Genomic DNA, 13,866 nt, shown 5'->3' on the forward strand with positions numbered 1-13,866 from the left:
GCACCGCTCACGCCGCCAGTTCGTGGGCCGCGCGGGCGTTCACCCGCGTGGTCAGCGCCACCGTCCCCGCCGCCGCGGCCAGGCCCGCCGCCAGGGCCGTCCACCACAGCACCGACGGCCCCAGCGTCGTGTACGCGGCCACCCCCAGCGTCAGCGCCGCGAACCGCGCCAGCCCCCACGTCCAGCTGAACGCGCCCTGGTAGCGGCCCCGTGCGTGCGCCGGAGCCAGGTTCGCGACCACGCCCGCGGCGATGCCCGCCACCACCACCTCGCCCAGGGACCAGACCACCACCGACACCGTGTAGCCCACGACCCCGTCCGCCAGCCCGGTCAGCGCCACCCCGCCCGCGATCAGCGTGCTCCCCACCGCCTGCACCGCCAGCTGCGGGAACCCGGCCAGCCTCCCCGTCAGGAACGGCTGGAGCGCCACCACCAGGACCGCGTTCACCGCCGCCATCGCCCCGTACACCGCCGGCGACAGGCCGCTGTCGTGCACCGCCAGCGGCAGCGCCACCTCGGTCAGCGAGTACACGAAGAGCTGCACCCCGAACAGGGGCAGCAGGAGCAGCGCCAGCCGGTCCCGGAGGACCACCCCGTAGCCGATGCCGTCCTTCCCGCCGCCGGCGTCCCCCTGCTCCTTCGCCTCCGGCGCCTCGGTCCGCGGATCCCTCAGGCGCACCGCCACCACCAGCGCGTACGCCAGCATCGACCCCGCGTCCACCACGAACAGCAGCCAGTAGCCCCGCGCCGCCAGATAGCCGCCGAGCACGCCCGCCACCGCCGTGCCGATGTTCACCCCCCAGCCGAACAGGGCGTACGCGCGGCGCCGCCGGTCGCTGTCCACCGCGTCCGCGAGCAGCGCGTACGCCGCCGGCGACACCGTGCTGCCCGCCGCGCTGATCAGCAGTGCCGCCGCCGCCATCGTCCACACGCCGGGAGCCAGGAACAGCGCCCCCTGCGCCGCCGACGCCCCGACCAGACCGATCAGCATCGTCGCCCTGCGCCCGATCCGGTCGGCCAGGACGCCGCCCACGGCCGGGCCCAGCAGGTTGCCCGCGCCCAGGGCGCCCAGGACGTACGAGGTCTCCGTCCCCGTCACCCCGCGCTCCGCCAGGAAGAAGACCAGGAACGGGGTCACGAGGTAGCCGAGCCTGTTGACGATCGTCCCCGCGAAGATCGTCCACACGACGGAGGGAAGTCCTCGGAACGAGGACGGGATGAGTGACGACGTGGTGAGAGAGGGCATGGGGTGAGGTTCTCGGCATCCCTCCGCCCGCTCCATTGATTAAGCTCTGGCCGAATCCAATGTGCGAGACCTTCCTCCGCATACCGGCCGTTCCGACCGTTCCGACTTCTCCTTTCCTCTCCGCTCTCGCCGCTCCTCGACCTGGATGTGGACACCTTGGAATCCGGGCTCAGCTTCTCCGCCGCCGACCTCGCCCAGACCCGCTTCGCCGTCTCCCCCATGTGGGAGGTCGTCACCAGCTACCGCGTCCTCGCCGGCCGCGCCGACCCCGGTCCCCATCGCCGCTGGGTCGCGCAGGTCCGTCCCCGGATCGCGCGGGCCGGGCTCGACCGCGGCTGGCTCGCCGCGCTCGTCCCCGCCCACGGCTACCTCGCCGACTTCCTCAACCCCACCCCCGCCGGGCCCTTCCCCACCCTCGACGCCGAGCTCGACGCCCTTCTCCGCACCCCCGCCGAGCAGGTCCGGCAGGACCTCCGCCCGCTCCCGGAGGGCGGGCACCCCGCCCGGCTCCGACTGCTCCACGACGACCCTCCCGCCGTCCTCCGCAAGGTCGTCGACGAGATCGAGGCCTACTGGGAACTCGCCCTCGCCCCCTACTGGGCCCGGATCCAGCACGTCCTGGAGGCCGACGTCTTCCATCGGGCCCGGCAGGTCGCCGAACACGGGTCGGCCCGCGTCCTGAGCGAACTGCACGAGACCGTGCGCTGGGACGACGGCACCCTGCGGCTCGTACGGCGGCACTGCGCCCTCCGTCGCGAGCAGGCCGGGTCCGGGCTGCTGCTCGTCCCCTCCGTGTTCGCCTGGCCCCGGGTCCTCACCCGGTCCGTCCACCCCGACCCGCCCCAACTCGCTTATCCGGCAAGAGGCTTCGGCGCCGTCTGGGAGCCCCGTACCTCCGCCGCCACCGAGGCCGTCGCCGCCGTCCTCGGGCGCTCCCGCACCCTGCTCCTCACCGAGCTCGACACCCCCGCGTCGACCACCCAGCTCGCCGCGCACTGCGGACTGTCCGCCGCCGGCGTCTCCCAGCACCTCATCGCCCTGCGCAACGCCGGGCTCGTCACCGCCCACCGCAGCGGGCGGTCCGTCCTCTACGCCCGTACCGCCGTCGCCGATCAGCTCCTCAACCCGTAAGGGATCATGGGGGGATGACTTCCTCCTCCGGTCTCCCCTGGTCAGAGCGGCTCGTGCTCCGTGACGGCGTGCGGCTCTCCTGTCGCGACTGGGGCAGCCCGGCCGGCTCCGGCGACCCGAGCGACCCCCGCGACCTGGCCGGCTCCGGCGACCCCGGCGGCCCGGCCGGCTCCGGCGACCCGAGCGACCCCGGCGGCCCGGGCGGCTCCGGCGACCCGAGCGACCCCGGCGGCCCGGGCGACCCGAGGCTCCCGGGAGGCCCGATCGACGTCCTGCTCCTGCACGGGCTCGCCGGGCACGCCGGCGAGTGGGACGACACGGCCCGGCTCCTGCGCGACTCCGGCTTCCGCGTCGTCGCCCTCGACCAGCGCGGGCACGGCCTCAGCGAGCGGCACCCCGCCGACGGCGACGTCTCCCGGGCCGCGTACGTCGCCGACGCCGTCGCTGTCGTCGACGGGCTCGGTCTCGACCGGCCCGTGCTGGTCGGACAGTCGCTGGGCGGGAGCACCGCGCTTCTCACCGCCGCCGCCCACCCCGACCTGCTCCGCGCCCTCGTCCTCGTCGAGGCCGGGCCCGCCGGGACCGACCCCGGCGTCCAGGAGCAGATCGCGAGCTGGCTCCGGGCCTGGCCGGTGCCGTTCCCCACCCGGGCGGCGGCCGTCGCCCACCTCGGAGGCGGCACCGAGGCGGTGGGCGAGGGCTGGGCCCGCGGTCTGGAGCAGCGCGCCGACGGGCTGTGGCCCCGCTTCGACCCCGAGGTCGTGGTCCGCTCCCTCGACGACAGCACCACCCGCTCCTTCTGGGACGAGTGGGCCGCCCTCACCTGCCCCACCCTCGTGGTCCTCGGGCAGGGTGAGCACGGCGGGATCGTCGGCGGGAAGGAGTACGCGGAGATGGCCCGCCGCCGGCCCGCGCTGCGCGGCACCAGCCTTCCCGGCGCCGGCCACGACGTGCACCTGGAGCAGCCCGGCGTCCTGCATCGGCTGATCGTCGACTTCCTTGCCGAGGAAGGTTGTTGAGCATCGGCAGGCCGGGCCGCGGCAGGGGTCCGACCGTCGGCGCCCGGGCCTTGCCTTGGAGTGCACTCGAATTCCTAGAGTGCGCGCATGCGCTATCGGGTACTCGGCGGGACCGGGTTCGAAGTCAGTACGTACTGCCTCGGCACGATGATGTTCGGGGCCGTCGGCAATCCTGACCACCAGGATGCCGTACGCGTCATCCACGCCGCCCTCGACCGGGGCGTCAACTTCGTGGACACCGCCGACATGTACTCCTCCGGCGAGTCCGAGGAGATCGTCGGCAAGGCACTGCGCGACTCCCACCGGCGGGACGCGACCGTCCTCGCCACCAAGGTGTACTTCCCCGTCGGCGGCGAGGGCCCCAACCGCGGCGGGCTCTCGCGCCGTTGGATCACCCGCGCCGTCGAGGACAGCCTCAGGCGGCTCGGTACCGACCGGATCGACCTCTACCAGGTCCACCGGCCCGACCACCGCACGGACATCGAGGAGACCCTGGACGTCCTCGGCGACCTCGTCGACCAGGGCAAGATCCTGGCGTTCGGCTGCTCCACCTTCCCCGCCGAGGAGATCGTCGAGGCCCACGCCGTCGCCGAGCGCCGCGGCCTGCGCCGCTTCCGCTCCGAGCAGCCGCCGTACTCGCTGCTCGCGCGCGGCATCGAGACCTCCGTCCTCCCCGTCGCCCAGCGGTACGGCATGGGCGTCCTGACCTGGGCGCCGCTCGCCTCCGGCTTCCTCACCGGCGCGTACCGCAAGGGCCGGCCGATCGACCTCACGCGCGGACGGGCCGCGCTCACCCCGCACCGCTTCGACCCCGCCCTGCCCGGCAACGCCGCCAAGCTCGACGCCGTCGAGGCCCTCGTCGCCCTCGCCGACGAGATCGGCTGCTCGCTGCCCGAGCTCGCCCTCGCCTTCGCCGCCGCGCACCCGGCCGTGACCTCGGTGATCATCGGGCCGCGCACGATGGACCAGCTCGACGGGCTGCTGAAGGGCGCGTCCGTCGTCCTCACCGACGAGGTGCTGGACCGGATCGACGCGATCGTGCCGCCCGGCACGGACCTCTACCGCGCGGACGGCGCCTGGCAGCCGCCCTCCCTCACCCGGCCCGCGCTGCGCCGGCGACCGCTGGAGGAGCGGGCCGCGGCCGAGTAGGGCCGCCGGCCGAGGTGGAGCCGTACGCGGCACCGTGCGCGGCTTCCGCTCGAAGCCGTGCGCGAGGGCGGGCCTCGGGCCATGCTTGGCCGCATGGGTGAGTCGCGGAAGGCGGAGACGGCGAGTCGGGCGAGGACTCGGACAGCCACGGGCACTCCGGGTGCCCCGCGGGCGATCGGTGCCGCCGAGCGGCGGGCACGGCTCGGGGTGCGGCATCGGTTGGCCGGCGGCGCGCGCGCCGGGTCGGTGGAGGAGGTCGCCGAGTCCCTCGTCGCCCTGCACGGGACGGACCCCGCCAGCGTGTTCCTCGCCGTGGGGGCGCGGCTGGCCGGGACGGCCGGGCCCGTCGCGGACGTCGAGCGGGCGCTGTACCAGGACCGTTCGCTGGTCCGGATGCACGGCATGCGGCACACCGTCTTCGTCCTCCCCGCCGCGCTCGCCCCCGCCGTCCAGGCTTCGACGACCGACCCAGCCGCCGTACGCGAACGCGCCTCCCTCCTCCAGCACTTGGCGTCCGGCAGCGACTACGACGCCGCGTGGCTCGCGGAGACCGAGCGGCTCGTCCTCGCCGAACTGGCCGTCCGGGGCGAGGCCACGGGCGCAGAACTCGGCTCAGCAGTACCGGCGTTGAGATCGACCTACGTCTACGGGAAGGGCACGCGGCAGGAGGGCGTCCAGTCCGTCGCGAGCCGGGTGCTGCGGGTGCTCGGCATGGAGGGGCGGATCGTGCGGGGCCGTCCCCAGGGCGGCTGGACGTCCAGCCGGTTCCGCTGGACCCGTCCCACCGGTCCGCGCCCCGGGGAGAGCCCCGCCGCGGGGCGGGCCGAGCTGATCGGGCGGTGGCTCCGGGCCTGCGGTCCCGCCACCGAGGCGGATCTGAAGTGGTGGACGGGGTGGAAGGTGACCGATGTGCGGGCGGCGCTCGCCGCCGTGGGGGCGGTGACGGTGGCCCTCGACGAGGGGGCCGGGTTCGTCCTGCCCGACGACCTCGACCCCGTGGACCCCGGGTCGGCCGGGGCCGGGCCGTGGGCGGCGCTGCTGCCCGCGCTCGACCCGACGGCGATGGGCTGGCAGGCCCGTGACTGGTACCTGGACCCGGAGTACCGGGCGGCGCTGTACGACCGCAGCGGGAACATCGGGCCGACGGTCTGGTGGGACGGCCGGATCGTCGGCGGCTGGGCGCAGCGCCCGGACGGCGAGATCGTGACCCGGCTCCTGGCGGACGTCGGGGCGGCGGCCAGGCGGGCGGTGGACGCGGAGGCGGAGCGGCTCGCGGGATGGATCGGGGACGTACGGGTGACGCCCCGGTTCCGCACGCCGCTGGAGCGGGAGTCGAGCGGCTGAGCGGGGCAGGCGCCCGGCTGAGCGGGGCAGGCGCCCGGCCGAGCGGGGCGGGCGCCCGACTGAGCGGGGCGGGCGCCCGCCCGTTCCGCACGCCTCCGGTCCTCCGTACGCCGTGACTGCCCCGGTCAGTGGCGCAGGTAGACGCCCGGGACGCCGAGGTCCGCGAGGCCGTCGAGGACCAGGTCGACGCCGACGGCGGCCAGCAGCAGACCGAGGAGCCGGCCGAGGACCTCGATCGTGGCGTGGTGGGTGCGGCGCAGGACGCGGCCGAGCAGCAGGACGCAGATCAGGTCGAGCGCGATGACGGACACGTACGCGCCGGCGACGGTCGAGCGCCAGGTGAAGGAGTCGCGGGCGGCGGCCTCGATGAGCACGGCCGTCATGGCCAGCGGGCTGACCACGTACGGGATCGGCAGCTCGCGCACGCCGCTGGCCAGGTCGGGGGCGTCCTGGGGAGCGGTGCCGGCGCCGAGGTGCAGGCCGAGGACGAGCCCGACGGCGTAGATGAAGAAGATGATGCCGCCCGCGAGCTGGAGGGCGGGGGTGCTGATGTGGAAGACGTTCAGCAGCCAGGGGGCGGTGATGCCGATGACCAGGCCGACGAGGACGGCCGCGCCCGAGGAGATGAGGGCGATGGTCCGCAGCTGGCGTACCGGGTGGACCTGGGCGAGGCCGGCGAAGGCGAGGAGGACCTTCGGGGGGCCGACGACGGAGAAGAACGTGATGAAGGCGGCGGAGTAGCTGAAGGCGTTCACACCGGAATCATGGTGCGGGCGGGTGATTTCTCCCGGTTTTCCCGTCGGCGCCCGCGCGGTGTCGAGAAGCGGCCCTCCGCTCCGACTGTCCTGCGAGAGGCAGTGCGGGAGCCCGGCCCGACGGGTCCCGCCCCTCAGGACCGGAACAGGACCGGAACGACCGGAGCAGCACGAGAGGACGAGGAGGACGTCATGAAGTACCTGGTGATGGTGCAGGGCAGCGAGGCCGACTACGAGGCCATGGTGGGCCGCCCCACCGACAGCGGCCCCGCCTGGACGAAGCCGGACCTCGAGGCGATGTTCGCGCACATGAACGCGATCAACGAGGAGCTGGCGGCGAAGGGCGAGATGCTCGACGCCCAGGGCCTCGCGGCCCCGTCGACGACCCGGTTCGTGACGGTGGACGGCGACGGCAGGCCGGTCGTCACCGACGGCCCCTACGCGGAGACCAAGGAGGTCATCGCGGGCTTCTGGCTCCTCGACTGCGAGTCCCTGGAGCGCGTGACGGAGATCGCCGCCCAGGTCGCCCGCTGCCCGCAGCCGGCCGGCGCCCCGGAGTACGCGGTGGTCGTCCGCCCGGTCGACGAGACCGGTCCGCGGCAGGACTGAGCGGGGTCGCGGAACGGCTGGGGCCGCGGAGGGCCGGAGTCGCAGCCGGGGGGGGGCGGGCCGGCCGGGGGTCGGAGGCCGGCCGGGGTCGGGGGCCGGCCCGGGTCGGGGGCCGGCCCGGGGGTCGAGGGCCGTCGGGGGTCGAGGGCCGTCGGGGGCGGGGCCCCGGGAACGCGGAGCGGCCAAGCCCCGGACCAGCCAAGCCCCGGACCAGCCAGAGTCCCGGGCCGGCCGAGCCGAGGCCCCCGAGCGGCGCCGCCGTGGGCATCCGGACCGCGGGCTCCGTTTTGCCCGTCCTGTCCGGCCGAGGTCCCGGACCGGCCGAAGTCCCGGCCGGCCGAGCCGAGGCCCCCGAGCGGCGCCGCCGTGGGCATCCGGACCGCGGGCTCCGTTTTGCCCGTCCTGTCCGGCCGAGGCCCCCGGACCGGCCAAAGTCCCGGGCCGGCCGAGCCGAGGCCCCCGACCAGCCGAGGTCCCGGACCAGCCAAAGTCCCACGCCGGCCGGGGTCCCGGCACCCGCGGAATCCCCTCCTCGTGCCCCGCGCTGTCCGTGCCGGGTGCGAGGATCTGCCGCGTGGACATCGGATCCCTCGCACTGCAGCAGTTCACCGCTCCGGAGGACGTCTCCCCGGAGCTCGGCCGGGCGCTCCGTGACTGCTGGATCGAGGTGACCAACGCCGGCGGGGCGGCCGGCTTCCCCTTCCCGCCGGTCGACGCCGGCGTGGTCGGGCCCGCGGTGGACTCCCTCGTCGCGGGCCTCGCCCCGGCGACGAGCCGCCTCCTCGTCGCCACGGTCGACGGCGGCCTCGCCGGCTGGCTCGCCGTCCGCCGGGACGACGTCCGGCTCGTCGCGCACTGGGGGACGCTGCACCACGTCCAGACCCGCACGGGGCTCCGGGGGCGCGGGATCGGGGCCGCCCTCGTCCGCCGCGCGCGGGAGGTCGCCCGCGACGAGATGGGGCTCGAACAGCTCCGTCTCGCCGCGCGCGGCGGCGTCGGCCTGGAGACGTTCTACGGGCGGCTCGGGTGGCGCGAGGTCGGCCGCTGGCCCGGCGCGCTCCGGCTGGGCCCCGGGGACGACCGGGACGAGGTCCTCATGGTCCTCGATCCGCTCTGAGCGGGCCCTCGACGCGAGGGCGACCCGCCGCGGCGCCCCGCCGGACCCACCCCGGTCCGCTCCTCCTCCAGGCCCGCACCCCGGCGCAGGTGTCATCCTTGGTCTTCGACGGAACCCCGAGCGGGGAGTAAATTACCCCCTGGGGTATCTGTGAGGAGTGGCTGTGGAACTGGATCTCGCCGGCGCGGAGCTGAAGGCGGTACTGAACCGGCTCCGTCGCGCTCAGGGCCAGATCTCCGGCGTGATCCGGATGATCGAGGAGGGCCGCGACTGCGAGGAGGTCGTGACCCAGCTGGCCGCCGCCTCCCGCGCTCTCGACCGGGCCGGGTTCGCGATCATCGCGACCGGGCTCCAGCAGTGCCTGACGGACGTCGAGGACGCCCGGCGGAACGGCGAGGACCGTGACGCCATGCGCGCCCGACTGGAGAAGCTCTTCCTGTCGCTGGCCTGAGAGCGGCGGGCGGAGACGCACGGACGCGGACGTGCCCCCGGGGGAGATCCCGGGGGCACGTCCGCGTCCGGGGGCCGGTGGACCGGAAGCCGGGCGGGCCGGCCCGTCGCCGGGCCGGCCGTGGGGCCGGGCCGGTCAGTCCGTCGCCAGGCCCTTGAGGCGCTTCGCGATCGTCGCCAGGCGGCGGCCCTGGTAGCGGGCGGCCTCCAGGACGTTCTCCGCCGGGGCGCCGTTGGCCCCGGGGTGGGCGGTGCCGTACGGGTTGCCGCCGGCCGCGTAGACCGCCGGGTCGGTGAAGCCGGGGGAGACGATGACCGAGCCCCAGTGGTGGAAGGTGTTGTAGAGCGCGAGCAGCGTCGACTCGTTGCCGCCGTGCAGGTTGTGGGCGCTGGTGAAGGCGGTCGCGGGCTTGTCCGCCATCACGCCCCGCTGCCAGAGGCCGCCCGAGGTGTCGATGTACTGCTTCAGCTGCGCGGCCACGTTGCCGAACCGGGTCGGCGAGCCGAGCGCGTACGCGTCCGCCCACTCCAGGTCCTCCAGGGTGGCCACCTCCACGTCACCGCTGGCGTCCACATGCGCGCGCCACGCCGGGTTCGAGTCGATGGCGGCGTCCGGGGCGAGCTCGGGCACCCGGCGCAGCCGCACCTCGGCGCCGGACTTCTCGGCGCCCTCGGCCACGGCCTGGGCGAGCTGGTGGACGGCACCCGTGGCCGAGTAGTAGATGACGGCGACCTTCACGGACATGGCGATCTCCTCAAGCGGATCAGTTTCCGTTTCGATGCACCGAGGTTAAGCGGATGGCTATCCGCTTTGCAAGGGGAGCGGGTATGCTCGCATCGAGGGCTACCGGAAGGGGGAGACGGGGCGCGAGAAGCGAAACAGCGCGATATGGAGCGCACCAGGGCGCACGGGCGGCGCACGGAACAGGAGTCGGCAGATGAGCACCGAGATCCCGCAGGCCGGAGACCCGGCGGCACCCCTGCTCGGCCTCCTGCCCACGATGGGCAAGCCCGCACCCGAGCGCGCCGACGCCGCCCGCAACCGGCGCAAGATCCTCGACGCCGCCGCCCGGATCGTCGCGGAGGACGGCCCCCAGGCCGTCACCATGAACCAGGTCGCCCACGCCAGCGGCATCGGCGTCGGCACGGTCTACCGCCGCTTCGGCGACGTCTCCCAGCTGCTGTGGGCACTCCTCGACGACCGCGAGCGCCAGTTCCAGGAGGCGTACATGAGCGGCCCGCCGCCGCTCGGCCCCGGCGCCCCGGCCGAGGCGCGGCTCGACGCCTTCCTCGACGCGCTCGTCGACCGGGTCGGCGAGCAGCGCGAGATCCTGCTCGCCGCGCACTCCGCCGCACCCCGCGCCCGCTACCACAGCGGCGCGTACCGCGTGATGCACACGCACGTGGCCCTGCTCATCGGACGTCTGCGGCCCGGCTCCGACAGCACGCTCCTCGCCCACCTGCTGCTCGCGTCGTTCTCGCCGGACGTCATGCACCACCTGGCGGTCGAGCAGGAGCTGTCGGCGGACCGCCTCAAGGCGGGCGTACGGGAACTGCTCCGCCTGCGGGCCTGAAGCCGGCGGGGCGCCCCGCGCCCCTCAGCAGCCCCCGCACGCGCCGCTCAGCAGCCCCCGCACGCGCCGCTCAGCAGCTCCGGCCCGCGGCCCCCCGGCCGCCCCCGACCCCGCCCTCGCCCGCGTCGCGACCCGACCGGGTCCCGGCCAGGGCCGCGAGGCCGTCCAGCACCCGCTCCAGGCCGAAGCGGTACGCGTGGTCCGCGTCGTACAGCCCGTCGTACGCGACCGCCGCCGCCTCCCCCACCCGGCTCGCCAGCGGGAAGCGCGTCTCGTCCAACGCCCGCGCCAGCAGCGGCTCGTGGGCCTCCCACCACTCGCCGTCCGACATCGCGCTCTCCCGCTCCTCGGCCCGCGCGTCCAACTCGGCCCGGGCACCCGCCTGGACGAAGCCGAGGACGTACGTCAGCGCCGAGTCCCGGGCCACGTCGTCGAGGCCGAGGCCCTCGAAGGCGCCGAGCTCGTACTCGTACTTGTTCATCACCCCGGGCCCCAACGGAGCCCGCACGATGCGCAGTGCGACCAGCCACGGATGCCCCAGGTGCAGCGCCCGGTTCGCGTCCGCGACCGCCGTGACGCGGGACCGCCAGGACTCCTCCGGGCGGAACGGCGGCCGGCCCATGCGCAGGAAGACGGCGTCCAGCATGAGGTCGAGGAGCTCGGCCTTGCCGGGGACGTACGTGTAGAGCGTCATCGGGGTCACGCCGAGGTGCTGGGCCACCGCGCGCATGGTCAGCGCGTCGAGCCCGCCGGCGTCGGCGAGGGCCAGCGCGGCGTCGACGACGGCGTCGACCGTGAGGCCCTGCCGCGGGCCGCGCCGTCCCGCCGGCGCGGCCGAGCCGTCGCGCCACAGGAGCTCCAGGGTGCGCGCCGGGTCCCCCGCGCCGCTGCTGCTCCTGCCCTTCGCTCCCGCCATGCCGCCTCCGCCCTCCATCGCGCCCGCCGCGCCCGCCGCGCCCGCCGCGCTCTTCGGGCCCTTCTCGCCCGTCACGCTCGCAGCACTGGTGGCACTCGTCGCGCTCTTCACGTTCTCGCAGGTCAGAATAGCCACCCGCCTACTTTGTACGTTGTATAGAGTACGCTTCCCCAGCACACAGGACGACCATCGGAGGGCGCACGATGAACCACCCCGTCGCAGCGGACAGCCACCACGTCATCCAGGTCCGCGGGGCCAGGGAGAACAACCTCAGGAACGTCGACGTCGACCTCCCCAAGCGCCGCCTCACCGTCTTCACCGGAGTCTCCGGCTCCGGCAAGTCCTCCCTCGTCTTCGGCACCATCGCCGCCGAGTCGCAGCGCCTGATCAACGAGACCTACAGCGCCTTCCTCCAGTCCTTCATGCCGTCGCTCGCCCGCCCCGACGTCGACGGACTGCACAACCTCAGCGCCGCGATCGTCGTCGACCAGGAGCGGATGGGCGCCAACTCGCGCTCCACCGTGGGCACGGCCACCGACGCGTACACGATGCTGCGGATCGTCTTCAGCCGGCTCGGCACCCCGCACGTCGGCACCTCGGGCGCCTTCAGCTTCAACCTGCCCGAGGGCATGTGCCCCCGCTGCGAGGGCACCGGCCAGATCTCCGACATCGACGTCGACGAGCTCGTCGACCGCACCAAGTCCCTCAACGAGGGCGCCATCACCGTGCCGGGCTACGCCGTCGACTCCTGGCTGTGGCAGATCATGGCCCACTCCGGCTTCTACGACCCCGACAAGAAGCTCGCGGACTTCACCGAGCAGGAGTGGGAGGACTTCCTCCACAGGCCGTCCTGCAAGGTGAAGGTGGGCTCCAACAACTTCACCTACGAGGGCCTCGTGGTGAAGCTCCAGCGGACCGTCCTCAGCAAGGACCGGGAGGCGATGCAGGCCCACATCCGCGCGTTCGTCGACCGGGCCGTCGGCTTCCGGACCTGCCCCGAGTGCGAGGGCGCACGGCTCACCCGGGCCGCCCTGTCCTCCCGCATCGACGGGGTCAACATCGCCGAGTGCTCGGCCATGCAGATCAGCGACCTCGCCTCCTTCGTCCGCCGCGTCGAGGACCCCTCCGTCGCCCCGCTCCTCGCCGGCCTGCGCGAACTCCTCGACTCACTCGTCGAGATCGGCCTCGGCTACCTCTCGCTCGACCGGCCCTCCGGCACGCTCTCCGGCGGCGAGGCCCAGCGCGTGAAGATGGTCCGGCACCTCGGCTCCCCGCTCACCGACGTCACGTACGTCTTCGACGAGCCGACCACCGGACTGCACCCGCACGACGTGCGGCGCATGAACGACCTGCTGCTGCGGCTCCGCGACAAGGGCAACACCGTCCTCGTCGTCGAGCACAAGCCCGAGGTCATCGAGATCGCCGACCACGTCGTCGACCTCGGCCCGCGGGCCGGTTCGGCCGGCGGCGAGATCTGCTACAGCGGAAACGTCCCCGGCCTGCGCACCTCCGGCACCCTCACCGGGAACCACCTCGCGCACCGGGCGAAGCTCCGCACCGAGGTACGGGTCCCCAGCGGCGCGCTGAGCATCACCGGCGCCACGCAGCACAACCTCAAGGACGTGAGCGTCGAGATCCCGGCCGGGGTGCTGACCGTCGTCACGGGCGTGGCCGGTTCCGGGAAGTCCTCCCTCATCCACGGCAACCTGCCGGGCCGCGCGGGCGTCGTCGTCGCCGACCAGTCCCCCATCCGGGGCTCGCGCCGGTCGAACCCGGCGACGTACACGGGGCTGCTCGGCCCGATCCGTACGGCCTTCGCGAAGGCCAACGGCGTCAAGCCGGCCCTCTTCAGCGCCAACTCCGAGGGCGCCTGCCCGCGCTGCAACGGCCTCGGGCTCGTCTACACCGACCTCGCCATCGCGGCGGGCGTCGCGTCGGTCTGCGAGGAGTGCGAGGGGAAGCGGTTCACCCCCGAGGTCCTCACCTACCTGCTGGACGGGAAGAACATCCACGAGGTCCTGTCGCTGTCCGTCGAGGAGGCGTACGACTTCTTCACCGCCAAGAGCCAGGCCCGCACGATCCTCGGGCGCCTCCAGGACGTCGGCCTCGGGTACCTGCGGCTGGGGCAGCCGCTCAACACGCTCTCCGGCGGCGAACGGCAGCGGATCAAGCTCGCCATCCACATGGCGGAGAAGGCCGCGGTCTACGTCCTGGACGAGCCCACCACCGGGCTGCACCTGGCCGACGTCGACAAGCTGCTCGCGCTCCTCGACCGGCTCGTCGAGGCCGGCAACACGGTCGTGGTGATCGAGCACCACCAGGCGGTGATGGCGCACGCGGACTGGCTGATCGACCTGGGGCCGGGCGCGGGGCACGACGGCGGCCGGATCGTCTTCGAGGGCACTCCGGCTCAACTGGTCGATAAGGGCGACACTTTGACGGCACGTCACTTGCGGGAGTACGTGGGGGGCTGAGCCGGGGCGGATGCCCGGCGGATTCCCGGCGGCGGCGGGTCGGTCTCCCGGCGCCGCCGGGGCCGCGACCGGCCCGTGGACT

At 74.4% G+C, this 13,866-nt stretch carries 13 protein-coding genes; 9 read left to right on the forward strand and 4 right to left on the reverse strand.

Going from position 1 to position 13,866, the window contains the following annotated elements; genetic code table 11:
- Nucleotides 1–7 precede the first annotated feature (7 nt).
- The gene (locus tag ACY0MR_RS17855) at nucleotides 8–1,246 is read right to left on the reverse strand and encodes an MFS transporter (RefSeq protein WP_473561595.1); all 1,239 of its coding nucleotides are present in this window, start codon (nucleotides 1,244–1,246) and stop codon (nucleotides 8–10) included.
- A 156-nt stretch (nucleotides 1,247–1,402) separates the two neighbouring features.
- Here ACY0MR_RS17855 and ACY0MR_RS17860 point away from each other — a divergent pair, with 156 nt between their 5' ends.
- The 4 genes from ACY0MR_RS17860 (at nucleotide 1,403) to ACY0MR_RS17875 (ending at nucleotide 5,889) form a co-directional block, all read left to right on the forward strand.
- On the forward strand, nucleotides 1,403–2,377 hold the full coding sequence (locus tag ACY0MR_RS17860) for an ArsR/SmtB family transcription factor (RefSeq protein WP_388801045.1): 975 nt from the start codon (nucleotides 1,403–1,405) through the stop codon (nucleotides 2,375–2,377).
- A 14-nt stretch (nucleotides 2,378–2,391) separates the two neighbouring features.
- Entirely contained in the window at nucleotides 2,392–3,396 is a 1,005-nt protein-coding gene (locus ACY0MR_RS17865; RefSeq protein WP_473561597.1) for an alpha/beta fold hydrolase, read from the forward strand.
- Between the two features lie 87 nt (nucleotides 3,397–3,483).
- Nucleotides 3,484–4,545 (forward strand): aldo/keto reductase, encoded by a 1,062-nt coding sequence (locus ACY0MR_RS17870; RefSeq protein WP_473561599.1) that lies wholly within the window; start codon nucleotides 3,484–3,486, stop codon nucleotides 4,543–4,545.
- 219 nt (nucleotides 4,546–4,764) lie between these two features.
- Nucleotides 4,765–5,889 carry a winged helix DNA-binding domain-containing protein gene (locus tag ACY0MR_RS17875; protein WP_473561601.1) on the forward strand — a complete coding sequence of 375 codons (1,125 nt, stop codon included), beginning with the start codon at nucleotides 4,765–4,767 and terminating at the stop codon, nucleotides 5,887–5,889.
- Nucleotides 5,890–6,014: 125 nt separating this feature from the next.
- Here ACY0MR_RS17875 and ACY0MR_RS17880 read toward each other — a convergent pair whose 3' ends face one another.
- The gene (locus tag ACY0MR_RS17880) at nucleotides 6,015–6,644 is read right to left on the reverse strand and encodes a MarC family protein (protein WP_473561603.1); all 630 of its coding nucleotides are present in this window, start codon (nucleotides 6,642–6,644) and stop codon (nucleotides 6,015–6,017) included.
- Between the two features lie 192 nt (nucleotides 6,645–6,836).
- On the opposite strand from ACY0MR_RS17880, the gene ACY0MR_RS17885 reads away from it, so the two are divergent.
- The 3 genes from ACY0MR_RS17885 to ACY0MR_RS17895 all read left to right on the forward strand — a co-directional run bounded on the left by ACY0MR_RS17885 (nucleotide 6,837) and on the right by ACY0MR_RS17895 (nucleotide 8,821).
- Nucleotides 6,837–7,253: a YciI family protein gene (locus tag ACY0MR_RS17885; protein WP_388801030.1), complete on the forward strand. Its 417-nt coding sequence runs from the start codon at nucleotides 6,837–6,839 to the stop codon at nucleotides 7,251–7,253.
- 574 nt (nucleotides 7,254–7,827) lie between these two features.
- Complete coding sequence (locus ACY0MR_RS17890; protein WP_388801027.1) at nucleotides 7,828–8,370, forward strand: GNAT family N-acetyltransferase; 543 nt, start codon at nucleotides 7,828–7,830, stop codon at nucleotides 8,368–8,370.
- A gap of 163 nt (nucleotides 8,371–8,533) precedes the next feature.
- Nucleotides 8,534–8,821 carry a metal-sensitive transcriptional regulator gene (locus ACY0MR_RS17895; protein ID WP_148001593.1) on the forward strand — a complete coding sequence of 96 codons (288 nt, stop codon included), beginning with the start codon at nucleotides 8,534–8,536 and terminating at the stop codon, nucleotides 8,819–8,821.
- Between the two features lie 135 nt (nucleotides 8,822–8,956).
- On the opposite strand, the gene wrbA is transcribed toward ACY0MR_RS17895, so the two are convergent.
- Nucleotides 8,957–9,565 carry an NAD(P)H:quinone oxidoreductase gene (gene wrbA / locus ACY0MR_RS17900; protein WP_473561606.1) on the reverse strand — a complete coding sequence of 203 codons (609 nt, stop codon included), beginning with the start codon at nucleotides 9,563–9,565 and terminating at the stop codon, nucleotides 8,957–8,959.
- 193 nt (nucleotides 9,566–9,758) lie between these two features.
- Here wrbA and ACY0MR_RS17905 point away from each other — a divergent pair, with 193 nt between their 5' ends.
- Nucleotides 9,759–10,394 carry a TetR/AcrR family transcriptional regulator gene (locus ACY0MR_RS17905; RefSeq protein ID WP_361862381.1) on the forward strand — a complete coding sequence of 212 codons (636 nt, stop codon included), beginning with the start codon at nucleotides 9,759–9,761 and terminating at the stop codon, nucleotides 10,392–10,394.
- A gap of 70 nt (nucleotides 10,395–10,464) precedes the next feature.
- On the opposite strand, the gene ACY0MR_RS17910 is transcribed toward ACY0MR_RS17905, so the two are convergent.
- Nucleotides 10,465–11,310 carry a TetR/AcrR family transcriptional regulator gene (locus ACY0MR_RS17910; RefSeq protein WP_473561833.1) on the reverse strand — a complete coding sequence of 282 codons (846 nt, stop codon included), beginning with the start codon at nucleotides 11,308–11,310 and terminating at the stop codon, nucleotides 10,465–10,467.
- 203 nt (nucleotides 11,311–11,513) lie between these two features.
- Between ACY0MR_RS17910 and ACY0MR_RS17915 the strand changes: the two genes are divergently transcribed.
- Nucleotides 11,514–13,784, forward strand: coding sequence for an ATP-binding cassette domain-containing protein (locus ACY0MR_RS17915; protein ID WP_404084148.1), 2,271 nt, complete (start codon nucleotides 11,514–11,516; stop codon nucleotides 13,782–13,784).
- The last annotated feature ends 82 nt before the right edge of the window (nucleotides 13,785–13,866 follow it).

The organism is Streptomyces sp. JN8 (genome assembly GCF_055808075.1).

What these genes read in the sequence shown, in the direction of transcription:
- ACY0MR_RS17915 (WP_404084148.1), top strand. Translation starts at nt 11,514, where the DNA reads ATGAACCACCCCGTCGCAGCGGACAGCCACCACGTCATCCAGGTCCGC.
- ACY0MR_RS17885 (WP_388801030.1), top strand. Translation starts at nt 6,837, where the DNA reads ATGAAGTACCTGGTGATGGTGCAGGGCAGCGAGGCCGACTACGAGGCC.
- wrbA (WP_473561606.1), bottom strand. Translation starts at nt 9,565, where the DNA reads ATGTCCGTGAAGGTCGCCGTCATCTACTACTCGGCCACGGGTGCCGTC.
- ACY0MR_RS17910 (WP_473561833.1), bottom strand. Translation starts at nt 11,310, where the DNA reads ATGGCGGGAGCGAAGGGCAGGAGCAGCAGCGGCGCGGGGGACCCGGCG.
- ACY0MR_RS17905 (WP_361862381.1), top strand. Translation starts at nt 9,759, where the DNA reads ATGAGCACCGAGATCCCGCAGGCCGGAGACCCGGCGGCACCCCTGCTC.
- ACY0MR_RS17855 (WP_473561595.1), bottom strand. Translation starts at nt 1,246, where the DNA reads ATGCCCTCTCTCACCACGTCGTCACTCATCCCGTCCTCGTTCCGAGGA.
- ACY0MR_RS17865 (WP_473561597.1), top strand. Translation starts at nt 2,392, where the DNA reads ATGACTTCCTCCTCCGGTCTCCCCTGGTCAGAGCGGCTCGTGCTCCGT.
- ACY0MR_RS17870 (WP_473561599.1), top strand. Translation starts at nt 3,484, where the DNA reads ATGCGCTATCGGGTACTCGGCGGGACCGGGTTCGAAGTCAGTACGTAC.